The sequence below is a fragment of the Ruegeria sp. YTSA226 genome (assembly GCF_059609905.1).
Genome location: NZ_JBXWMQ010000016.1, coordinates 58,319 through 79,850, shown reverse-complemented (window position 1 = coordinate 79,850; position 21,532 = coordinate 58,319). Strand labels below are relative to the sequence as shown.

19 protein-coding genes and 1 tRNA gene are annotated in these 21,532 nt (G+C 55.9%); 7 read left to right on the top strand and 13 right to left on the bottom strand.

Features of this window, described 5'->3' with window-relative positions; translation table 11 throughout:
- Positions 1-183 (top strand): hypothetical protein (locus AC2FFF_RS16810; protein WP_496759719.1); only part of this gene is annotated, 183 nt, incomplete at its 5' end.
- A gap of 78 nt (positions 184-261) precedes the next feature.
- Here the strand turns inward: AC2FFF_RS16810 and AC2FFF_RS16805 are convergent.
- From AC2FFF_RS16805 to recA, 4 genes are all read right to left on the bottom strand, one after another.
- Positions 262-783 (bottom strand): transglutaminase-like cysteine peptidase, encoded by a 522-nt coding sequence (locus AC2FFF_RS16805; RefSeq protein WP_246097162.1) that lies wholly within the window; start codon positions 781-783, stop codon positions 262-264.
- 469 nt (positions 784-1,252) lie between these two features.
- Positions 1,253-1,540: a DUF1330 domain-containing protein gene (locus AC2FFF_RS16800; RefSeq protein ID WP_281972077.1), complete on the bottom strand. Its 288-nt coding sequence runs from the start codon at positions 1,538-1,540 to the stop codon at positions 1,253-1,255.
- A 4-nt stretch (positions 1,541-1,544) separates the two neighbouring features.
- Positions 1,545-4,217, bottom strand: coding sequence for an alanine--tRNA ligase (alaS, locus tag AC2FFF_RS16795; protein WP_281972076.1), 2,673 nt, complete (start codon positions 4,215-4,217; stop codon positions 1,545-1,547).
- Positions 4,218-4,392: 175 nt separating this feature from the next.
- Positions 4,393-5,457, bottom strand: a complete 1,065-nt coding sequence (recA, locus tag AC2FFF_RS16790; protein ID WP_142633714.1) for a recombinase RecA — start codon at positions 5,455-5,457, stop codon at positions 4,393-4,395.
- 192 nt (positions 5,458-5,649) lie between these two features.
- Between recA and AC2FFF_RS16785 the strand changes: the two genes are divergently transcribed.
- Entirely contained in the window at positions 5,650-6,243 is a 594-nt protein-coding gene (locus AC2FFF_RS16785; RefSeq protein ID WP_281972075.1) for a sulfotransferase family 2 domain-containing protein, read from the top strand.
- A gap of 4 nt (positions 6,244-6,247) precedes the next feature.
- Here the strand turns inward: AC2FFF_RS16785 and AC2FFF_RS16780 are convergent, their stop codons facing one another.
- The 3 genes from AC2FFF_RS16780 to guaB all read right to left on the bottom strand — a co-directional run bounded on the left by AC2FFF_RS16780 (position 6,248) and on the right by guaB (position 11,330).
- Positions 6,248-8,539, bottom strand: coding sequence for a hybrid sensor histidine kinase/response regulator (locus tag AC2FFF_RS16780; RefSeq protein ID WP_281972074.1), 2,292 nt, complete (start codon positions 8,537-8,539; stop codon positions 6,248-6,250).
- A gap of 106 nt (positions 8,540-8,645) precedes the next feature.
- Positions 8,646-9,803 carry an RsmB/NOP family class I SAM-dependent RNA methyltransferase gene (locus AC2FFF_RS16775; RefSeq protein ID WP_281972073.1) on the bottom strand — a complete coding sequence of 386 codons (1,158 nt, stop codon included), beginning with the start codon at positions 9,801-9,803 and terminating at the stop codon, positions 8,646-8,648.
- A gap of 78 nt (positions 9,804-9,881) precedes the next feature.
- A complete protein-coding gene (gene guaB, locus AC2FFF_RS16770) occupies positions 9,882-11,330 on the bottom strand; it encodes an IMP dehydrogenase (protein WP_281972072.1) in 1,449 nt (482 codons plus the stop codon).
- Between the two features lie 217 nt (positions 11,331-11,547).
- Here guaB and AC2FFF_RS16765 point away from each other — a divergent pair, with 217 nt between their 5' ends.
- Both AC2FFF_RS16765 and AC2FFF_RS16760 read left to right on the top strand, forming a co-directional pair.
- Positions 11,548-13,593 carry an ASKHA domain-containing protein gene (locus tag AC2FFF_RS16765; protein WP_496883002.1) on the top strand — a complete coding sequence of 682 codons (2,046 nt, stop codon included), beginning with the start codon at positions 11,548-11,550 and terminating at the stop codon, positions 13,591-13,593.
- Between the two features lie 24 nt (positions 13,594-13,617).
- Positions 13,618-14,475 (top strand): class I SAM-dependent methyltransferase, encoded by an 858-nt coding sequence (locus AC2FFF_RS16760; RefSeq protein WP_281972070.1) that lies wholly within the window; start codon positions 13,618-13,620, stop codon positions 14,473-14,475.
- Position 14,476: 1 nt separating this feature from the next.
- Here the strand turns inward: AC2FFF_RS16760 and AC2FFF_RS16755 are convergent.
- From AC2FFF_RS16755 to AC2FFF_RS16740, 4 genes are all read right to left on the bottom strand, one after another.
- Positions 14,477-14,550: transfer RNA gene (locus AC2FFF_RS16755), tRNA-Gly, on the bottom strand.
- 133 nt (positions 14,551-14,683) lie between these two features.
- Positions 14,684-15,745, bottom strand: coding sequence for a methyltetrahydrofolate cobalamin methyltransferase (locus AC2FFF_RS16750; RefSeq protein WP_281972069.1), 1,062 nt, complete (start codon positions 15,743-15,745; stop codon positions 14,684-14,686).
- A gap of 9 nt (positions 15,746-15,754) precedes the next feature.
- Positions 15,755-16,681, bottom strand: a complete 927-nt coding sequence (locus AC2FFF_RS16745; RefSeq protein WP_271948061.1) for a methylenetetrahydrofolate reductase — start codon at positions 16,679-16,681, stop codon at positions 15,755-15,757.
- A gap of 26 nt (positions 16,682-16,707) precedes the next feature.
- On the bottom strand, positions 16,708-17,004 hold the full coding sequence (locus tag AC2FFF_RS16740; RefSeq protein WP_142633696.1) for a virulence factor: 297 nt from the start codon (positions 17,002-17,004) through the stop codon (positions 16,708-16,710).
- Positions 17,005-17,245: 241 nt separating this feature from the next.
- Between AC2FFF_RS16740 and AC2FFF_RS16735 the strand changes: the two genes are divergently transcribed.
- Together AC2FFF_RS16735 and AC2FFF_RS16730 are read left to right on the top strand one after the other, a co-directional pair.
- Positions 17,246-18,358, top strand: a complete 1,113-nt coding sequence (locus AC2FFF_RS16735) for a Ppx/GppA phosphatase family protein (RefSeq protein ID WP_142633694.1) — start codon at positions 17,246-17,248, stop codon at positions 18,356-18,358.
- Entirely contained in the window at positions 18,358-19,074 is a 717-nt protein-coding gene (locus tag AC2FFF_RS16730) for an RlmE family RNA methyltransferase (RefSeq protein WP_142633692.1), read from the top strand. Before AC2FFF_RS16735 ends, AC2FFF_RS16730 begins: the two co-directional genes overlap by 1 nt.
- A gap of 2 nt (positions 19,075-19,076) precedes the next feature.
- Here the strand turns inward: AC2FFF_RS16730 and AC2FFF_RS16725 are convergent, their stop codons facing one another.
- Entirely contained in the window at positions 19,077-19,262 is a 186-nt protein-coding gene (locus AC2FFF_RS16725) for a hypothetical protein (protein ID WP_142633690.1), read from the bottom strand.
- A 121-nt stretch (positions 19,263-19,383) separates the two neighbouring features.
- Entirely contained in the window at positions 19,384-20,247 is an 864-nt protein-coding gene (locus AC2FFF_RS16720) for a YihY/virulence factor BrkB family protein (protein ID WP_496883001.1), read from the bottom strand.
- A gap of 147 nt (positions 20,248-20,394) precedes the next feature.
- On the opposite strand from AC2FFF_RS16720, the gene AC2FFF_RS16715 reads away from it, so the two are divergent.
- Positions 20,395-21,483 (top strand): AI-2E family transporter, encoded by a 1,089-nt coding sequence (locus AC2FFF_RS16715; RefSeq protein ID WP_496883000.1) that lies wholly within the window; start codon positions 20,395-20,397, stop codon positions 21,481-21,483.
- The last annotated feature ends 49 nt before the right edge of the window (positions 21,484-21,532 follow it).

Sequence of the window (21,532 nt, the reverse complement as noted above, 5' to 3'; positions counted from 1 at the left end):
GGTGGCGACGGCGGCGAAGGTGGTGACGGCGGCGAAGGTGGCGACGGCGGCGAAGGTGGTGACGGCGGCGAAGGTGGTGACGGTGGACCCAAGGGCAACCGTTCTGGCCATAGCGACGGAACCAATCCAGGCGGCCAATCTCAGAACCCGAACGGTACCAACAATCCGGGCAACCCTAAGTAAGCTAATTTAGTACTACAGAAAATGGCGAAGCTGCTGCTTCGCCATTTTTGCATTCTAACCAGCTGAGATTAGCTTTCCTCAGCTTCTGCCGAAGACCCCGACCCATTTACTGGGCCGCCGAGGGTCCTGCATCCGCAGAAACAGATATCGCGTCGCCGACCAGGGTTTGATGCGGTTGGTCAAGTTATCCAGAACCAGATCGCCACTGGCCGAGCGATAAACCAAAACCGCATGAGAATTTCGCTGCGTATCCAGTACAGTTGCGATCAAAAGTTTGCTCGGATCGACGCCCGCACGGATAAGATCCCTTTTCTTCAGCAGAGCAAAGTCTTCGCAATCCCCACCGCGCGAAGTCGGCAGTGCCCAACGTTCCCGAGTTCTATATTGGGCTTGGTCAGTAACCGAGCGGGTGGTTGCGTTTACCTGCCGGTTGACCTTTTTGATGATCTGCATCTCTTGCTGGCTCGACATTGAATTCGAAGCCTTGCTGGAACATGCCCAAGAGTATTGACGGCACAGTTGCCGCGCTCCAGACGGCGGGGGCGAAGATGCGACTGTGCGGATGAAGTTGCCTTCCCGCGCTTGCGCATCTGGTGCCATAACCGAGGAGCCCAACGCCAATGCGAGGATTCCTAAAGTTCTACCAAAACCAGTCCAGATCCGCGCATTAACGGCCCTAAATTCCGTACCCATGGTCGCCATGCCTGTCCCTCGATCCGTGTTTTCCCTGCGATTGCCGCAAAACAGGACCATATTCCGTTTTCCGAAACTATCGGTAAACACGCCTAATTGTGCAATCTGTCTCAAATCTTGCAACTAAAAGAGGCGGAATTCCGTCATTGAAAATGGCATTTTTGGGTAAGAATCTGGCGCTGCTCGCCACATTCGAAACACGAACCCCTTGGCAGGCCCGACATCAAGACCCGCTAACGACTTGTAAATAAAAAATTTATGGGACTTCAGGTCGACGCTTGCCGCAACGTCATAATTGGGCGGCCATCTTTTGGCTGAAAACCGCCCAATGAATAAGCTGACAGGGGTATTAAATCCCTGATCGCACGGGGTGATTCTAATCTGTGATCTCTACGACCACCAATTCCCGCTCACTTGCACCACGCGCGTGATCGAGAGCTTGCTGGTACTCCGCCGAATTATAGCACTCAACAGCGGCTTCCAATGAGGGGAATTTGGCGACAACATTGCGCGGCCGTTCTTTGCCTTCCAACTGCACGTATCGCGCAGCACGCGCGATAAACGCACCACCGTGTTTGGCAATCGCTGGCCCGGCGAGCTCGGCATATTTTCCATAGGATTCGGCGTCAGTAACACTGACATGTGCAATCCAAAGTGCGGACATTTTGTTAACCTCCAAGAATATTCTCTGCAGCCTTGATCGCGGCATCAGCATTCGAAGCGTCCTTGCCACCACCTTGCGCCATGTCAGGGCGTCCACCGCCACCTTTTCCACCAAGTTCAGCAACCGCCGCGCGAACCAGATCCACGGCCGAGATTGCATCCGTCAGATCAGCTGTGACACCGGCCGCGACGGCTGCTTTGCCGCCCGTATCCGCAATCAGCAACACAGCACCCGATCCAAGTCGGCTTTTGTGTTCGTCGATCAGCGCGGGTAAGTCCTTGCCAGATACGCCAGTAAGGGACTGAGCCAGGAACGAGATACCGTTTACCGTTTTGGCCTCAGCGCTACCGCCCTGCCCCGAACCACCAGCCATCGCGAGATCGCGGCGCAGCTGCGCAACTTCATTTTGAAGGGATTTACGTTCATCCAACAGAGCTTTGACACGAGATACAACGTCATCCGGTTGCGCTTTCAGTTCAGATGCGATCTGCCCCAAACGTTGATCCTGGTCGGTCAGGTAAACCATGGCTTCGTCACCGGTAAGCGCTTCGATCCGCCGGACACCGGCACTGCTGGCGCTATCCCCCAATACAACAAGCGCGCCAATATCACCGGTCTGGCGAACATGCGTTCCACCACACAGTTCGATCGACCAAGTCTCACCATCCTGGCCTTTGCCGGTTGGCGCTTTGCCCATCGAAACCACGCGAACTTCGTCGCCATATTTCTCACCGAAAAGGGCCTGCGCACCCAGTTCCCGGGCATCATCCGGTGTCATGATCCGGGTCTCGACGGTCGAGTTCTGGCGGATGAAAGCGTTGACCGAGCGTTCAACTTGCCGAATTTCCTCGGGGCTCATCGCCTTCGCGTGGCTAAAGTCGAATCGCAGCCGGTCAGCCGCATTCAAAGAACCACGCTGCGCAACGTGGTCACCCAATGTTTCCCGCAATGCTTCGTGCAGCAAATGTGTGGCCGAATGGTTGGCCCGGATGGCGGTGCGGCGAACATGGTCTACCTCAAGCTCAACTGCGTCTCCCTTGGACAAGGTACCGTGATCAACCGTGACCCGATGCGCATAGATTTTGCCATCCGCAAATTTCCGGGTGTCCTCGACCCGCGCGACATCATCACGCTCTTCCAGACGACGAATTTCGCCGGTGTCTCCTATCTGACCACCGGATTCACCATAAAACGGGGTTTGGTTCACAACGACCCAGCCGGAACAACCTGTCTCGATCTTGTCGACCAAAGCGCCATCCACGACCATTGCCGCGACCTGTCCTTCAGCCTTTTCTGTATCGTATCCAAGAAAATCCGTAGCGCCCGCAATATCCAGAACGTCAAACCAAACGGCTTGGTCCGCTGCTTCCCCCGATCCAGCCCAGGCAGCGCGTGCCTTGGCCTTTTGCTCGGCCATCGCCGTATCAAACCCGTCGGTATCAACCGTCCGGCCCTTTTCACGCAGTGCATCCTGCGTCAGATCAAGCGGAAAACCATATGTATCATACAGCTTGAAAGCGGCTTCTCCAGACAGTGCCGCACCCTCTGGCAGGTCAGAGACCTCGTCATCCAACAACTTCAGGCCGCGATCCAATGTTTGCTTAAAGCGGGTTTCTTCCAGCAACAGCGTCTCTTCGATCAGCGACTGAGCCTGGCCAAGTTCGGTGTACTGGGCACCCATCAGTTGGACCAATGTCGGTACCAGCTGATACATCACCGGATCCTTCGCACCCAACAGATGTGCATGCCGCATCGCACGACGCATGATCCGCCGCAGCACATAGCCGCGCCCGTCATTGCTGGGCATTACCCCGTCTGCAATCAGGAACGAGGTCGACCGCAGGTGATCCGCAATCACGCGGTGATGTACGTTCTGATCCCCATAAGGATCGACATTGGTGGCACTCGCCGAGGCCTCGATTAGGGTCTTGAACAGATCGGTGTCGTAATTGTCATGGCTTCCTTGCAACAGGGCACCAATCCGCTCCAGCCCCATCCCGGTGTCGATTGACTGCATGTCGAGCTCGACCATCGAGCCGTCTTCGAACTGTTCGTTCTGCATGAAAACGATGTTCCAGATCTCGATGAACCGATCACCGTCTTCCTCAGGAGAACCCGGAGGGCCGCCCCAGATATGATCCCCGTGGTCGTAGAAAATCTCGGTGCAGGGACCGCACGGGCCGGTCGGACCCATCTGCCAGAAATTGTCACTGGTTGCGATACGGATGATCCGATCTTCGGGAACGCCCACCTTCTTCCACATCTCGAACGCTTCGTCATCGGTGTGGTAAACCGTTGTCAGAAGGCGGTTTTTATCGACCCCGAATTCTTTGGTGATCAATTCCCATGCGAATGGAATTGCTTCGGGCTTGAAGTAATCGCCGAACGAAAAATTGCCCAACATCTCAAAGAATGTGTGGTGACGCGCAGTATAGCCGACATTGTCCAAGTCGTTGTGCTTGCCACCGGCCCGAACACATTTCTGTGCTGTCGTCGCGCGCTGATAGTCACGGGTTTCGACCCCGGTGAACAGGTTTTTGAACTGCACCATACCCGAGTTGACGAACATCAATGTCGGGTCGTTGCGTGGCACCAGGGGACTGGATGCAACTACTTCGTGCCCCTGTTTGGCAAAGTAGTTCAAAAAGGTCGATCGGATTTCGTTCAACGTTGACATAGGGCTCTCTCGACGCGCGATCAGTTTGTTTCAAAAAGGGTTTATCCGCCTCCCCCGGGATAGTCCACAGGCGAGCGTCGCAGAACGGAACAAGGCGGCCCCGACGGACCGCCTTGTTCGGAATATGGTTCGTTCTTAGGAAAGAGCAGCGAAAATCGCTTTCTTCCCGAACCACTTATGCCTCGAGGATATCATCCTCTTCCGCGCCGGGCGGCACATCGAATTCCAGCCCATGTGCCGCGCGAATCTTGTCCTCGATCTCAAACGCGATGCGGTTGTTGTCGCGCAGATACTGCTTGGCATTCTCACGCCCCTGCCCGATCCGCTCATCACCATAGCTGAACCATGAGCCCGACTTCTCGACCACACCGGCCTTGACGCCCAGATCCAGCAGCTCGCCCATTTTACTGATGCCTTCGCCATACATGATGTCGAATTCAACTTGCTTGAAGGGCGGTGCCACTTTGTTTTTAACGACCTTCACACGGGTCTGGTTGCCAACAACCTCATCCCGGTCCTTGATCGCACCGATCCGACGAATATCCAAACGGACCGAGCTGTAGAATTTCAGGGCGTTACCACCGGTGGTGGTTTCCGGGCTGCCGAACATCACGCCGATTTTCATCCGGATTTGGTTGATGAAGATCACCATACAGTTCGAGCGGCTGATCGAACCCGTCAGTTTACGCATTGCCTGGCTCATCAGCCGGGCCTGCACACCAACGCTGCTGTCGCCCATATCGCCTTCGAGTTCAGATTTCGGCGTCAGCGCCGCGACCGAGTCAACCACGACCATGTTCACCGCGCCCGAACGGACCAGCGTATCGGTAATCTCAAGCGCCTGTTCGCCAGTGTCGGGTTGCGAAATCAGCAACTCGTCCAGATCGACGCCCAGTTTGCGCGCATATTGCGGGTCCAACGCATGTTCCGCATCGACAAATGCGCATACACCGCCATGTTTCTGCTGTTCTGCGATGCAGTGCAGTGTCAGCGTAGTTTTGCCTGAACTTTCCGGGCCATAGATTTCAACGATCCGGCCCATCGGCAGGCCGCCGATTCCCAGAGCGATATCCAGACCCAGCGATCCGGTCGAACTGGCGTCGATGTCCTGCTTGGAATCCTCGCCCAGCTTCATGATCGAGCCTTTGCCGAACTGCCGTTCGATCTGTGCCAGCGCGCTGTCGAGCGCCTTTTGCTTATCTGCGTTTTTCTTGTCGCTCATCGTCAGAAGATCCGCCATTGTCCTGTCGCCTTCCCTTTTGTCACACCCTTGAACGGGCGGCAATCGCTGCTTTGTTCGCCTCTTGTTCCTTATGGGACCAAAAAGAGAACATTTCAACTAAAACTTACATTACTTACTGTTCTGTAATTGTATTAAGGAGTCGTTTACGCCAATCTGCGCTGGAGATAATTACTGCCGATGGACGAATAAATGCTTGTTTTTTATGAAGAACGCCTTGCGTTTCTGGCTGTCCCAAAAACCGGCAGCACCGCTTATCATACGGCTTTGCGGGACCGTGCCGATCTGGTTGTCACCGATCCGCCAGATCTGAAACACGCACCTGTCCGCCGGTATGATCGGTTTTTCCAGAACATTTTCCGTAAAATGTACGATACTGAGATGGAAATCATGGCGGTTGTTCGTGAACCGGTCGATTGGCTGGGCAGTTGGTACAGGTTTCGCGGCCGCCAAGAGCGTCTTGACCACCCGCATTCAACACATGACCTGAGCTTTGATGATTTCATCCAGGCCTATATGCGCACACCCCGACCTGAATTTGCCGATGTCGGCAGTCAGAGCCAATTTTTTCGCACCCGCAACAACGGGCGTGGCGCCACCCATGTCTTCAAATATGAAAACCAGGACAAAATTCTCGATTTCCTGCAAAACCGCTTGAATATGGATATCCGGCTGCAACGCGAAAACGTGTCACCCACACGAGACCTAACACTGGGCGCAGAGACATTGACCAAGTTCCGCAACACACACTCCGCGGAATTCGATTGCCACGCCTCGGCACTTTGAAACCCTAGTTGATCTGCTGAAAAACAGCTTCGGTCAGTTGGTTTAGTGAAAATGGTTTGGGCAGGAAAGTTGAATCGGAAATCTCTGGTCCGGAATCGCCAAACGCACCCTCTGTGTATCCAGACATGAATATGACCCGGACATCTGGCCTGTTCTGCTTAGCCATACGAACCCAGGTCGGACCATCCAATCCGGGCATGACCACATCGGTGACGAATGCGTCAACATTCAATGTGCCATCTTCGAGAAGCCTCAGAGCCTCTTCTCCCGAATCGGCCTCGAGCACAGTGTAGCCTTTCAACCTCAGTGCGCGGGTCGCGAAGGCCCGAACCGGGGCTTCGTCTTCGACCAGCAGCACGACACCCTCACCCTGGCGAACCGTTGGATTCTCAGGGGATTGCGTAGGCGCTGCCTCGGTTTTTTTGGGGGCGGTTGAAACCGGCAGGTACATAATAAACTCGGTCCCTCTCCCCTGAATGCTGTCGACAAAAATAAAACCACCGGTTTGCTTTACAATTCCGTAGACAGTCGACAGGCCCAAACCTGTCCCTTCACCTGTGCGTTTGGTTGTAAAGAAAGGCTCGAACACTTTCTGTAGCTTATCGGGGGCAATCCCCGTACCGCTATCAATGACTTTGACGGTGACGTATTCACCAGGTTGTACCGTAGCGCGATCCCTTGTGAAGCGTTCTGTCAGCACGACCACTTCGGTTTCGATCCTGACCTCACCACCTTCAGGCATTGCATCGCGGGCATTTACGACAAGGTTCATCAACACCTGCTCTAGCTGGCGTTTATCCGCACGAACCGCTTTCAGAACGGGATCGTGGCTGAGTGTCAGCTTAATCTTTTCTCCGACCAGACGATTTAGCAGATGAATAAGGTCTGAGATCGTATCTCTGAGATCCAGGATTTCCGGCTGCAAAGTCTGTTTGCGCGAAAAGGCCAGCAGTTGGCTCACCAAAGCTGCAGCACGGTTTGCGTTCTGATTGATTTGTACAAGATCCCCGTAGTCAGGGTCATTCTGGTCGTGCCGCAAAAGCAGAAGATCGCAATGTCCGGAAATCGCCGTTAGCAAATTGTTGAAATCATGCGCTACACCGCCAGCCAGTTGGCCAACGGCCTGCATTTTTTGTCCCTGCACAAATTGCGCTTCTAAAGTCTTGAGTTCGGTAGCATCATTCAGAACCGCAATCAGTCTGACTTCTCCCTCGCTCAGCACACGTTTCAATGTGACCTGTACGAATATCTCGCGGTCTTCCCGTGTCAGCCTCAGGAATTCAGATCGTGGAACGGCGCCCTCATTTGAAGCCTGCGTCAGCCAATCCAGAACCGGATATCCCAGACCATGCATGATATGCACAACATTGGATTCTCCGGGCTCTATGTTTCCGACAAGACGCGTTGCCAGCCTGTTGGCCTCAAGGATGCTCCCGTCGGGAGACAGGGTCATTACCGGGACCGGAAGATCCACAAATGACGCGCCAATTCCACTTTCCTGTGCACGATCGAGCGGTAGAACAAGCAGATCGCGCGTGGTTCCCGACCGAGACAGTTCGGCCATCGTAGCCGGAATTGGCCCCTGTGCCGTCTGTACCTGCACAACCTCACCCAATTCGGGCTGCGCGCCAGTCAGAACCTGTGCAAGGTTGTCGGGTCGTTGCCCCAGGATTTGTTCCGCCGCCCCGTTGATCCGCAGCAATGCTCCGTTTCTGCCTTCGGTCAAAATGGGCACAGGCACAGCATCCCACTGACCTGTTCCATCCAGATGAAACCGCCAAAAGAAAAAGTTTTTCCCAACACCGAGAACAGAAATCGGTACGGTTGTCTCTAAAGTGACAACGTCTTCTCTTGCACGGCCATGGATCTCGGCCAAAGACTGTAGGCGCAGCAAAATTGCCGACGGGTTCGCAAAAATAGACTTTAGACCTTCATCCAGCCGGTTGCCGGGAAAAACATGGAGCTGAGCCCGGGCATGAGAATTGCAAATCAGAACATCACCCTGTGCATTGGCAATCGCGCAGGGGTACAGCTCTTCTTCGGCAAAAACCTCCATAACCCTAAGCTCACGACGTACCGAGTCGTCGGAAATCAGCGCCCTCACCACGACCAACAGTGATGCAGCAAGCAAAGACACACCTGCCACCACAAGGCCGAGATTCCAGGCTTGGGGAATGATTCCTGCCAGCGGCAGCAGTGAGAGCAACACCCCTAGCGCAACCAATGGTGCTAGACGCAAACCGCTTGGTGAATTTCGTAACTTTGGATCAGAATAGAAATCTGCGGTATCGGACATTAAATACTCAACTTGCCGGGCTAGGTGTAACCCAACGCAAAAGGGTTAACGCCCACTTAATTAACAAAGTGAGCAATTCTCCTTTAGGTTGCTATTTGTCCGCCAACTACCGCGTCAAGTGTGACGTGAAAAACCCGTCAGTACCGTGTGATACATACCACGTTTTGCGAAACGTCTCGGTCCATTCGGGGTGCGCCGCCACGAACGCATCGACCACTGCACCGTTTTCGACCTCGAGCAAGGAACATGTTGCATAGGCAAGAACACCCGCTGGGCCCACCAAAGGCGCGACATCATCTAGGATCGTCCGCTGCGTTTCCGTAAGCCGGTTCAGTCCATCTTGTGTAAGAGACCATTTTCCCGCCGGGGCGCGACGCCAGGATCCGCTGCCTGAACAGGGGGCATCCGTCAGCACAATGTCGAATGGTGCCTGCGCAGAGATCTCGTCATTGGTCAGGAGTGTTATCTGTGCACCCGCTCTCTCGGCCCGGGCGGGCAAATCACGCATTCGCGCCGCATTAACGTCATGCGCGAACACATCTACACCGTGATGCGCGGCCAAGGCCAAGGCTTTGCCGCCACCGCCGGAACAATAATCCAGAACCCGCATGCCGGGGTTTAAGTCTAATGATTCAACCACGGCCTGGCTCGCCGCATCCTGCAGTTCGACCAACCCATCAGTATAGGCACGGCTTCCTGAGATTTTCCGCTCGCCCTCGACAACTTCGAGTGCGGTCGAACAAGCGGGATGTGGCCTCGCTTGGATGCCGTCCGCCAGCAAGACCGAGACCGCCTGATCGACACTCGACTTAATCAGATTGACCCGCAAATGAACCGGGGCCCGAGCGCGCAATGCCTCGGCCACTGGAAGGGTCAAATCACCCAAAGACTCTTGAAAGGTTGGCCAAAGCCATTCCGGTATGTCGTATTTCTGGGCGTCGGATTCACATGGTTTAGCCTGTTCGTGTTCTTCCAAACTGGCCGGAGCGTACCCTTCGCCATTGAATATCTGATCCAGATCGACTTCTTGCATGCGCATCGCGCCGATCATCAACCCCCGACCGGTTTCCACCCCACCTGCCGCCGCAAATGACCTTTTGCACCGCAAAGCACCAAACACGTGGTCGCGAATAGCAGCCCTGTCTTTGGAACCGGCGAAACGGCTTCGCCGCGCCCAACCTGTCAGGGCCTTTTCGACCGGGGCACCCGAAAGAATCTGATCAAGAATTTCGATGGAGGCCTGAACACGTGCGGCGGGGGTCATTTCATTCTCCGTTATAGTGCAGGGCAAAAACGCAAAGCGGCGCCCTCACCGGGGCGCCGCAGTTCAGGTTCCGGCGATTTACATCACTCGATAATTCGGGCTTTCGCGTGTGATTTGCACGTCATGCACATGGCTCTCCTTCAGGCCAGCCCCTGTGATTCTGACGAAGTTGCAGTTCTTTCGCATCTCTTCGACCGTGGCGCAGCCGGTATAACCCATGGCTGCGCGCAGGCCGCCGACCAGTTGATGCACAACCGCGCTGGCCGAGCCCTTGTAAGGCACCTGCCCTTCGATCCCTTCGGGCACCAGCTTGTCGCTGGCGGCATCCTTCTGGAAATAGCGATCCGCAGAGCCGCGTGCCATCGCGCCTAGACTGCCCATGCCGCGATAAGATTTGAACGACCGGCCCTGATACAGGATTACTTCGCCCGGGCTTTCATCTGTTCCGGCGATCATTGAGCCAACCATGGCACAGGACGCACCCGCGGCAATCGCCTTGGCAAAATCGCCCGAGAATTTGATACCACCATCCGCGATAACCGGCACATCGCCGGCGGCCGCGGCGCAATCCATGATCGCAGTCAGCTGCGGCACGCCCACGCCGGCCACCATCCGCGTAGTACAGATCGAACCCGGCCCGATCCCCACCTTGATGGCATCCGCGCCTGCGTCGATCAGCGCCTTGGTTGCGTCCCCAGTGGCGACGTTACCGGCAATGATCTGCACCTCGTTCGACAGGGTCTTGACCCGCTTCACCGCGTCCAGCACCCCTTGAGAATGCCCATGAGCGGTGTCTACAACGATAATGTCGACACCGGAATCCACCAGTTGTTCGGATCGTTCGAAACCAGAGTCTCCAACCGACGTCGCTGCCGCGACTCGCAGACGCCCCAACCGGTCTTTGCAGGCCGTTGGGTTCAGCACCGCCTGTTCAGTATCTTTTAAAGTCAGCAGACCCGTCAGCTTGCCCGCCCCGTCCACAACCAGAAGCTTTTCGATCCGACGCGCGCGCATCAGGCTTTTGGCCTCTTCCAGATCGGCGGGTTCCTGAAGCATCGCCAGATTGTCCGAGGTCATCATCGCGTGAACCGGCGTATCATCCGAAGTCGCAAAACGCATATCACGGTTGGTCAGAATACCGACCACGCGGCCTTCTTCGTCCACCACGGGAAAGCCGGTGAAGTTATAACGCTGCACCAACGCGTTGGCGTCCGCCAGCGTCTGATCCACCCGCAGTGTCACCGGGTTGTAAACAATACCGGATTCAAATCTCTTGACCCGCCGAACCTCTCGGGCCTGCTCTTCGATCGACAGGTTCTTGTGAACCACGCCGATGCCGCCCGCCTGCGCCATGGCGATGGCCATGCGCGCCTCGGTCACCGTGTCCATCGCCGAGCTGAGCAGCGGGATGTTCATGGTGATTTCCCGCGTCACGCGCGTGGTCGTATCCGCCGTGGCCGGCAGCACAGAAGATGCGCCCGGAACCAGAAGAACGTCGTCAAAGGTGAGTGCCTCACGAATCTGCATCTGTTAACCCCATGCAAAAGCCCGTTTGACGGTGACCCTATTGCATGGATTGCATCTAAGGAAAAGCCCCCGACATAAACTAGTTTTTACCTGCTGGTCGGTGCTGCGGCAAAAAACGACGCAACGCACACAAAACGTGCCGCTGAATGGCCTTTCCCTTTGCGTACAAAACCATATCTTGCCCGACATAGGCGCGAATATAAAAGGCAGGCCAATCATGACCACCGACCCTCTTGTTGTCTTTACCCCATCGGGCAAACGCGGGCACTTTCCCGTAGGCACTCCGGTTCTGACTGCGGCACGGCAACTGGGTGTGGATCTGGATTCCGTTTGCGGTGGACGCGGGATTTGTTCGAAATGCCAGATCACACCAAGCTATGGCGAGTTTCCCAAGCACGGCGTGACCGTAGCCGACGGTGCACTAAGCGAATGGAACGCGGTTGAACAGCGCTATGACGACAAGCGCGGATTGAAACCCGGCCGCCGTCTTGGATGTCAGGCCACGGTTCAGGGGGATGTGGTGATCGACGTGCCACCAGAAAGCCAGGTGCACCGTCAGGTCGTACGCAAGGCCGCCACAGCACGCGCCATCACAATGGATCCGGCCACCCGGCTGTATTTTGTTGCGGTAGAAGAACCCGACATGCATTCACCAACCGGCGATCTGGAACGTCTGGAACGCGCGCTGCGCGAGCAATGGAACGTCGAGGCCGTTACGGCTGATCTTTCCTTGTTGTCCAAACTGCAGCCTATATTGCGCAAGGGTAAGTGGGAGGTCACCGTTGCGGTGCATAAAGGCCACAAGGACGAGGTCGCACGGATCGTGGAAATCTGGCCTGGATTGCACGAGAACGGACTTTTCGGTCTGGCCATCGACCTCGGCTCTACCACGATTGCAGCTCACCTGACCGATCTGGACACAGGCGAGGTCAAGGCATCTTCAGGCCTGATGAACCCCCAAATCCGCTTTGGCGAAGACCTGATGAGCCGCGTGTCCTATTCGATGATGAACCCTGGCGGCGACAAAGAGATGACCCGAGCCGTTCGCGAAGCGATAAACGATCTGACAACATCCATCGCGGATGAGGCCGGGATTGACGCCAACCTGATTGTCGAAACGGTGTTCGTCTGTAACCCGGTCATGCACCATCTGCTGCTTGGGCTGGATCCGGTCGAGCTGGGCCAAGCGCCCTTTGCCTTGGCTACGTCCGAAAGCATGTCTTTGCCCGCGCGCGAAATGAATCTGACCAACATGAACCCACGTGCGCAGGTCTACATCCTGCCCTGCATTGCGGGTCATGTGGGTGCGGATTGTGCGGCGGTTGCCTTGTCGGAAGATCCCGGCAAATCCGAAGATCTGGTTCTGATCGTAGATGTAGGCACCAATGCTGAGATTTTGCTGGGCAATACCAGCCGGGTTCTGGCGTGCTCCTCACCGACCGGCCCGGCCTTTGAAGGCGCGCAGATCAGCTCTGGTCAGCGTGCCGCCCCCGGTGCGATTGAGCGGATCGAGATTGATCCTGTCACTAAAGAACCCCGTTTTCGCGTCATCGGGTCCGAGAAATGGTCGGATGAAGAGGGTTTTGATAAAGACATCGCAACCACTGGCATCAGTGGCATCTGTGGATCAGGCATTATTGAAGCGGTGGCGGAAATGCGTATGGCGGGTTTGCTGGATGAAAGCGGCCTGATCGGATCCGCAGAACAAACGGGCACATCACGCAACGTCCCCGAGGGGCGCACCCATTCCTATCTGATCCACGACGCAAGCGCCGAAGGCGGCCCACGTATCACAGTCACTCAGGGCGATATTCGCGCGATTCAACTGGCGAAATCCGCGCTTTATGCAGGCGCGCGGCTTTTGATGGACGAAATGAACGTGGATACTGTCGACCGCATTGTTCTTGCTGGTGCCTTCGGCGCGCATATTTCGACCAAACATGCCATGGTTCTGGGAATGATCCCGGATGCGCCCTTGAACAAGGTTTCAAGCGCGGGCAACGCCGCCGGTACGGGCGCCCGGATCGCCCTTTGCAACATCGGGTCGCGGAGTGAAATTGAACGCGTAGTACGCGAAATCACCAAGGTTGAAACTGCCATCGAGCCCAAGTTTCAGGATCATTTCGTGGCAGCGAACGCGATCCCCCACAAGACGGATCCATTCCCGGAATTGGCAAAAGTGACGACCCTGCCCGCGCCCTCGTTCAACACCGGTGGTGGAGATCAGGAAAACTCTGGCCGCCGCCGTCGCCGGAGGTCATAGTCGCGGCAACCACGGAGGGGTACGATGCAGTCGGTGAATGAGGAACAGGCAGAATACTGGGGAAAATCCGAAGCCGGAGCCAAATGGCTGACATATCAGGATCAGTTGGATCAACTGATGGCTTCGGTTCTGGACCTTGTGCTGGAGAATGCCCAGCTTAAACTAGGAATGCATGTGCTCGACATCGGCTGTGGCACTGGCGAAAGCTCACTTGCAGCCGCGCGATTGGTCGGGCCAGATGGCGATGTTCTGGCCGCCGATATATCGCAAGCGTTTCTTGATCGTGCCAGCGCCCGAGCCTCGGAAAACGGGCTGAGCAACATCAGCTTTCAACATGCTGACGCGCAGATATTCGGGTTTCCTGCCGATCAGTTGGACGCCGCGATTTCACGGTTCGGCGTGATGTTCTTTGACGATTCGGTTGCTGCATTCGCCAATATCGCCCGCGCACTTAAACCCGGCGGGCAGATGACCTTTGCAGCTTGGGGGCCATTGGATGGCAACCCGTGGTTCAAAATACCCCATATTGCTGCGGTAAAACGCCTTGGGCAGCCGCCTCGGGTAGATCGTTACGCGCCGGGTCCGCTGGCGTTTCACGATCTGGATCACGTCACCGGCATGATGCAACAGGCGGGGCTGTCGGACATTCAGGCCCAAGCCATCTCCGTAAACCTGCCCGGCGCTGGCGGGTCAGAGGAAATAGCCGCTTTGTGCACCCGCGTCGGCCCCGCCGCGCGAACCATCGCGCATTTCGAAGGCACCGAACAGGACGCAGCAGCAATCCAGCACGAGGTCTGTCAGGAATTCGCCCAGTTCACATCCGAAACCGGCCTGCACATCCCGGCGGTGATAAACCTGTACCAAGCGCGTCGATCGAACTGAATGGAGCGGGTAGCGGGAATCGAACCCGCGCGTTCAGCTTGGGAAGCTGACAGGCTACCATTACATCATACCCGCCACTGCTAGCTGAATATCACCGGTACAAGATCAGGTTCAAGCGGTTTTGATCCAAACCGTCAGGCTATTTGCGACGGCGAAGACAAAAAAAGGCCGGATCAAAAGACCCGGCCAGCATGTTGTTTTATAACGCTTATGCGCGACGGCGGCGGCCACCGCCGCGACGACCACCTCCAGCCCCTTCAGCACCGGCTTCGCTGGGGGCTTTGTTGAATTTGATCCAAGCCCCGCCATGCGGATCGTTATTGGTCAGCAAGTTGGCGGCGCGGATGGCCTCCATCTCTTTGCCCGCGCGCGGCAGGGTCGAGCCCAGACCAAACAGCTGGCAGAAGGTCTCATCATCCATATCCGCAGGCAGGATGATGCCTTTGGCCTCAACCTCAGCCTTCTTCTCGGCCAGTTTCTTGGGACCAACCGGCAGAGCCACCGGGTTCATGATCGCTGAGGTCATGCCAGCGCCCATTGCCATCGGCAGGAAGGCGTTGTTGATGCCATGACGGTTCGGCAGACCGAACGAGACATTGGACGCCCCGCAAGTGGTGTTCACGCCCAGTTCCTCACGCAAACGACGAACCAGAGCAAACACCTGCTGACCGGCAGTTGCCATTGCGCCGATAGGCATCACCAGTGGATCGACCACGATGTCATGGGCCGGGATCCCGAAATCAGCGGCCCGTTCGACAATCTTTTTGGCCACTTCGAACCGCACATCGGGATCTTCCGAAATCCCCGTATCGTCATTTGAGATCGCTACCACAGGGACATTGTATTTCTTGACCAGCGGCAGAACCAGCTCCAGACGATCTTCTTCGCCTGTGACCGAATTCAACAGAGGACGGCCCTCTGCCGCCTCAAGACCCGCTTCCAGAGCTCCCGGAACCGATGAATCGATACACAGCGGCACTTCGACCAGCCCCTGCACCATTTCAACGATCTTGCGCATCAGCGGCGGCTCGGTCTCGTTCGGATTGGGGTTCGAGTTGTAGACAACGCCCGCATTGATATCCAGAACGGTCGCGCCAGCGGCAACCTGCGCGATGGCGTCCTTTTCGACGGTCGAAAAATCGCCTGCTTCCAGTTCCGCCGCCAGTTTCTTGCGGCCTGTCGGGTTGATCCGCTCACCGATCACGCAGAACGGTTCGTCAAAGCCCAGGACGGCGGTTTTTGTTTTTGATTCTACGACTGTACGGGTCATGTCCGATCCTTAGGAGTTTACAGGCTTTGCCGAAGCGCCGCCGTTGTTGATGGCCCAGTTGGCGTTGGTCTTGATGCCGCCAAGCGGGAAGAAGTGTACGTTTGTGATGTTGAAATCCGGGTTGGCCGCTTTGTGGTTGGCCAGCTCGGTGATCACATCCGTGGGCTCATAAGGCAGCAGCAGCTTAGACACGTCCATGGCGCGCTTTTGCAGAACCTTCAGCGATGGACCAACGCCGCAGGCGATGGCGAATTTGATCAGTGTTTGCAGTTTTGCCGGACCGGCGATGCCGATATGAACCGGAATGTCGATCCCCGCCTCTTTCAGGCTGTCGGCCCAGGCGATGATCGGTTTGGCGTCAAAGGCGAACTGAGTGGCCAGCGCCATTTCGGCATCCGTGGTCTCAGAGAACTTCTGTTTCCAACGCAGCGCGTCGTCAACATTCTTGGTCGATCCGTCAGGGTCGATGTCCTTGTTGCCTTCAGGGTGGCCCGCGACGTGCAGACGCTTGAACCCGGCCTTGTCGAACAAACCAGTTTCCAGCAGCTGCATCGAGCTGTCGAAATCACCATGAGGATTCGCGACACCACCGGCCAGCAACAGCGCCTGATCCACACCTGCTTCACCCTGGTACATGGAAATCCAGTTTTCCAGCGTCGCCGTGTCTTTAATGATCCGCGCCGGGAAATGCGGCATAACAGGATAGCCGTCCGCCGCGATGCGCTTGGCGGTCTTGACCATGTCTTCGATCGGAGTGCCTTCGATATGGGCAATATAGACGCGTGTGCCTTCAGGCAACAAAGCGCGAAAATCCTCGACCTTCTCGGCGGTGCGCGGCATCACCTCAATCGAATAGCCCTGCAGGAAGGCTTCGACGGTTGGATTTACCGGACCGTTTTCGGCGGCATCACGTTTCTTGAAGTTCAGCAAAGCCATAGCGGCCTCCCATATAGATTTCGAGCTCATGCCCAACCGTCATTGGCGATCAGAGCCTTGATACGGTCCTGATCATATTCCGTTTCCAAACGCACAGCCTGCTGTTCGGCAATTTCGGACGGATCGCCCTCAACCGCGAAAGGCGCGGCCTTGCGCCATTCGGCCAGATAGGCATCGCTGTCCTTGGCGTTCACCTTCATGGCAGCGCGGTCAATGGCTTGCTCGAACCGTTCTTCCAACTGCCGTTTTGCGCCCCGGCGGCCCTTGCCGACGATGACTTGGGCGGGAATGTCGCGCCAGTATACGATGGTGACGTCAGGCATCTGCTTTGATTCCTCCTAACCAGATGGACCGGTTCTAAACTTCAATGTGGTCGCAGGTCGGTCGATTTTCGACACAAGGCGCATTTCAAACGACGTTTTCACCTACAACGGGATACACGGCTTCTAACGAATTGTTCCTGTAAACCGCACCTCAAAATTCTCATCACTTTAATGAGTATCTTGCACGAACCAAAAGGCCGACCTATGGTCGGGGTAACTCGTAAATCGGAGGGCGTTGAAGATGGCGCCCAAGCGTCCCAAAGGTGCGGGCGCGTTCCCGAAGGCGGTCGAAAGCCCCGCGCCGGCAAGACCCGATCCTGATGCGCTTTATGCCGCGCTGGATTTGGGAACAAATAGCTGTCGCATGTTAATTGCCCAGCCCAAGGGCAGCGGGTTTCATGTGGTGGACAGTTTTTCTAAATCCGTGCAGTTGGGCGCGGGCTTAGAGCGGACGGGGCGCTTGTCTCGGTCGTCGATGGCGCGCACCATTCAGGCGTTGCGCATTTGCCAGCAAAAACTGAAACGCAACAAGGTCAAGCGGATGCGTCTAGTCGCAACCGAGGCTTGTCGCCGTGCAAAAAATTCACGTGAATTCATTCGCCAGGTAAAGGGTGAAACCGGGTTGACGCTTGAGATCATCCAGCCCGAGGAAGAAGCGCGTCTGGCCGTAATATCCTGTGCCCCACTGGTGTCCACTAAGACAGAACAGTTGTTGGTTGTGGATATTGGCGGCGGTTCGACAGAGCTTGTCTGGATCGACATATCCTCGCTTCCGCGTCGGGATCGCCCGGCGGCGATTATGCGTCTGCATAATGGATTTCATACAACAGACAGCCCGTTTCCTGCAGCCAAGGTTGTGGATTGGATCAGTGTTCCCCTCGGCGTTGCGACGCTGCGCGATCAGTTCCATGATGTCGAAGATGATGCGGCGCGGTTTGCTTTGATGAGCTGGTTTTTCGAAGAAAACCTAGCCGATTTTGCGCCTTATAAGGATGAGCAAGCCCGCGAAGGTTTTCAGATCGTCGGCACCAGTGGCACGGTTACGACAGTCGCAGCCTCACATCTGGGATTGAAGCGGTATGACCGGACCAAGGTAGACGGTTTGCGCATGACAAGCGATCAGATTGACAAAGTGATACGCGGGTATCTAGAACTCGGCCCACTGGGGCGGCGGAGAGATCCGCGTATCGGCGATGACCGCCAGGCCCTGATCATGTCCGGCTCGGCCATATTGCAGGCTTTGTTACGATGTTGGCCAACCGACCGTCTTTCAGTGGCGGACCGGGGGCTGCGCGAAGGCCTGCTTTATGCGCAGATGAGCGCGGACGGTGTATTGGAAGACGGACCGTTCTGATGGCGAAGACACCTACTGGCAAAAACAATTCGGGCCGCGGGCAGCGCGACCTGAAGGTTAAGGTCAAAACCGCCCGCGGGCGCAAAATCAGCTCGACCCGGTGGTTGGAACGTCAGCTGAATGACCCCTATGTCAAGCGCGCGCAGGTCGAAGGCTATCGTGGGCGTGCGGCTTTCAAGATATTGGAACTGGACGATAAATTTCGCTTCCTGGTTCCAGGTGCGCGCATCGTCGATCTGGGTTGCGCCCCAGGCGGCTGGCTGCAGGTTGCGGTCCAGCGCGTTAATGCATTGGGTGAGAAAAGCGGTAAGAAAATCGGCACTGTTCTGGGTGTCGACATACAAGAGGTCGAACCGGTGGCCGGGTCCGAGGTTCACCAGTTGGACTTTATGGAGGACGATGCCGACCAGAAGGTCAAAGACTGGTTGGGTGGCAAAGCTGACGTGGTGATGTCAGATATGGCTGCTGCGTCCTCGGGGCATAAACAAACCGACCATTTGCGGATCATGGCCCTGTGCGAAACCGCCGCCTATTTCGCCTTTGATGTGCTTGAACAGGGCGGCACATTTGTCGCCAAGGTTCTGGCCGGAGGAGCCGAAGGGGATCTGCAGAAGATTCTGAAACAGAAGTTTGACAAGGTAGCGCATGTTAAACCACCGGCATCCCGCGCCGACAGTTCGGAAAAATTCGTTGTGGCAACAGGATTTCGCGGCTGAAGTTAATCTGCGAAGTCAGCCAGAGAACGCGCAAGGCGCTGTTCACGCAGCGAAGATATTGCGTTTCCTTGCAACAACAATGCCTCACCGTGACTGATATCCGTCGCCGGTTTGGCCCGTAATTCTTCAATCCGCCGGGTCAGCGACGATGGATTTTGCGATTTCGCGCTTTCGGGCAGTTTGGTCATGAGGCCTCACCTTGATGCGTATGGGGTCACAGTCCCATGCAGTTTTGGTAAGAAAAGTGCCGATTTCATGACGCAAACCGGGCTTTGAATTGCTATTTTACAGCCCCAGCCACCCTGCCCTTCAGGTTTGTCCGTTACTTTGATCCTGCAAATCCATCAGCGCGCCGTTGAATTCAGCGCCCAGAATCAGGATGGCCGCGCATAGATACAGGAAAATCAACGCAGCCATCGCCCCCGCAAGACCAGCATAAGTAGCGCTGTACGAGGCGAACTGTCCGATATAGATCGAAAAGCCCCAACCGCCCATCGCCCACAGAGCGAGTGTCAGAACAACGCCCGGAAGGATCTGCCACAGCCGATGGCGGCGCGTCGGCAGCACAAGATGTGCAACGATAACCGTGCCCGCAGGAACCGCCACGGTAAAGGTCCAACGCAATCGATCCACAGACAACCAGTCTGATACGTTGACGTCAGTTTTTTCGGACACGAGGCGCGTGTAGACCGGCAAGACGACTTCGACGGCGGCGATGGCCAGAATGGCCGCCCCGCCAACAATCACCAATCCCAGGCACAGCAAGCGTGTCTTCCAGAATGGCCAGGCGTCATGATCATGATAGGCCTGATTCATGGCTGCCCGCACCGCAACTACGCCGTTTGAGGCAAAGAAAATGGCCAGCAGACCGCCCAGGGTGATTACCCCCGAACCTGATTCCGCCAGGACCGAGCGCAACTCTCCCACAATCGGGCCGGCGACATCTTTTGGCCAGGCGCCAAAGATCAGTTCGATCAGCTCGTCCGTGACATAATCCTGAGACAGCGTACCAGCCAGTGCCACAGTGAACAGAACAAACGGAAACAGGGCCAGCATCAGGGACATGGCAACGTGGCTGCTCATAACCATGCCGTTTTTGGCCCCAAATCGCCCCAAGGTCAGCCAAAGGGCTCGAATTACTCTTCCAGTCAGGGGAATCAAACTTGTCGTCATCCGAAAACTCTACCCTGACTGTATTCGAACCAGAACCGGCAAAACCCGACTGGACGCAATTAACCAACTCCAAATGTTTGGTTGCATTGCATAATCCCTTTGTCCCGTGCAGGATCGAAACGGAACCTACACAAAGCCGGGCGAAAAATGCCAACCAGCGACCAGAACCCAAGCATGCCGAACAGGTTGCGCCTATCGGTTGTCCGCGACACCGCGATTGTCGTGTCACTGGTCGTATTGGGGCTTTATGCAGGTTCCGCTTTTCTGATCCCGCTGACCATGGCCTTGCTGATCAACGTCCTGATCATCGCGCTGAGTGACCGGGTTATTGCGCTGACCAAGGCTCCGGTATGGTTGGCTAACCTGGCTGGAGTGACCGTGGTTTTGGTCGGGTTGTTCATGATCATGTATATTCTGGGCAATCAGGCGACGCAGTTTGCACGCTCGATCAATAGATACGAAAGCCAGTTCGACGAGGCCGTTAACCGCATAAACGACCTTGTGGGCAACGATATCACGGCCTTCATCAGGGACAATCTAGTCAACATTGATATGTCTTTCGTCGCCCGGATGTTGCTGGGCAGCGCAACGTCCTTGCTGAACCAGTTTTTCCTCATCAGCCTTTACGTTGCCTTCCTGATGGCCGAACGTCTGGCGTTCCGCAAAAAGATCCGTATGGCCGCCGGTGACCCTAAAACCGGTGCCGAGTTCGCTTTGGTTCTGGACGCGATTTCCTTTAGTCTGCAGCGTTATGTCGGAGTAAAGACCTTTATCAGCCTGATAACGGCTGGAATCAGCTATGTGGTCTTCAAAACCCTTGGTCTTGAGTATTCCGAGACATGGGCCGTGCTGACCTTTGCCTTGAATTTCATACCCTCGATTGGGTCAATTATTGCGGTTCTGTTTCCAGCGGCGATTGCACTGGTTCAATTTGAAAGTATCGGGCCGTTTCTGATCATAGTTTTCGGCTGTGGCACGCTTCAGTTCATGATCGGTAATTTTCTGGACCCGGCCATGCTGGGCCGATCGCTGAACATGTCGACATTTCTGGTCATTCTGGCACTTATGTTCTGGACTACGGTCTGGGGTCTGATCGGAGCCTTCCTGAGCGTTCCGCTGACCGTCTGCATCCTGATCATCTTCAGCCATATTCCCGCATTGCGCCCGATCGCAATTTTAATGTCCCTGAATGGTGAACTCGGCGACGAAGGGCCGCCATCGGGGAATACAGTCTGAACAGGCCAATCCCCAATGCAACTTGAAACACTAAGGAAAATGCCAGGAT

Bases quoted from the DNA above. Each gene is read 5' to 3' on its own strand.
- AC2FFF_RS16730 (WP_142633692.1), top strand. From the start codon at position 18,358: ATGGCGAAGACACCTACTGGCAAAAACAATTCGGGCCGCGGGCAGCGC.
- AC2FFF_RS16780 (WP_281972074.1), bottom strand. From the start codon at position 8,539: ATGTCCGATACCGCAGATTTCTATTCTGATCCAAAGTTACGAAATTCA.
- AC2FFF_RS16725 (WP_142633690.1), bottom strand. From the start codon at position 19,262: ATGACCAAACTGCCCGAAAGCGCGAAATCGCAAAATCCATCGTCGCTG.
- guaB (WP_281972072.1), bottom strand. From the start codon at position 11,330: ATGCAGATTCGTGAGGCACTCACCTTTGACGACGTTCTTCTGGTTCCG.
- AC2FFF_RS16785 (WP_281972075.1), top strand. From the start codon at position 5,650: ATGCTTGTTTTTTATGAAGAACGCCTTGCGTTTCTGGCTGTCCCAAAA.
- AC2FFF_RS16720 (WP_496883001.1), bottom strand. From the start codon at position 20,247: ATGACGACAAGTTTGATTCCCCTGACTGGAAGAGTAATTCGAGCCCTT.
- AC2FFF_RS16760 (WP_281972070.1), top strand. From the start codon at position 13,618: ATGCAGTCGGTGAATGAGGAACAGGCAGAATACTGGGGAAAATCCGAA.
- AC2FFF_RS16765 (WP_496883002.1), top strand. From the start codon at position 11,548: ATGACCACCGACCCTCTTGTTGTCTTTACCCCATCGGGCAAACGCGGG.
- recA (WP_142633714.1), bottom strand. From the start codon at position 5,457: ATGGCGGATCTTCTGACGATGAGCGACAAGAAAAACGCAGATAAGCAA.
- AC2FFF_RS16745 (WP_271948061.1), bottom strand. From the start codon at position 16,681: ATGGCTTTGCTGAACTTCAAGAAACGTGATGCCGCCGAAAACGGTCCG.
- alaS (WP_281972076.1), bottom strand. From the start codon at position 4,217: ATGTCAACGTTGAACGAAATCCGATCGACCTTTTTGAACTACTTTGCC.
- AC2FFF_RS16740 (WP_142633696.1), bottom strand. From the start codon at position 17,004: ATGCCTGACGTCACCATCGTATACTGGCGCGACATTCCCGCCCAAGTC.
- AC2FFF_RS16735 (WP_142633694.1), top strand. From the start codon at position 17,246: ATGGCGCCCAAGCGTCCCAAAGGTGCGGGCGCGTTCCCGAAGGCGGTC.
- AC2FFF_RS16715 (WP_496883000.1), top strand. From the start codon at position 20,395: ATGCCAACCAGCGACCAGAACCCAAGCATGCCGAACAGGTTGCGCCTA.
- AC2FFF_RS16750 (WP_281972069.1), bottom strand. From the start codon at position 15,745: ATGACCCGTACAGTCGTAGAATCAAAAACAAAAACCGCCGTCCTGGGC.
- AC2FFF_RS16775 (WP_281972073.1), bottom strand. From the start codon at position 9,803: ATGACCCCCGCCGCACGTGTTCAGGCCTCCATCGAAATTCTTGATCAG.
- AC2FFF_RS16800 (WP_281972077.1), bottom strand. From the start codon at position 1,540: ATGTCCGCACTTTGGATTGCACATGTCAGTGTTACTGACGCCGAATCC.
- AC2FFF_RS16805 (WP_246097162.1), bottom strand. From the start codon at position 783: ATGGCACCAGATGCGCAAGCGCGGGAAGGCAACTTCATCCGCACAGTC.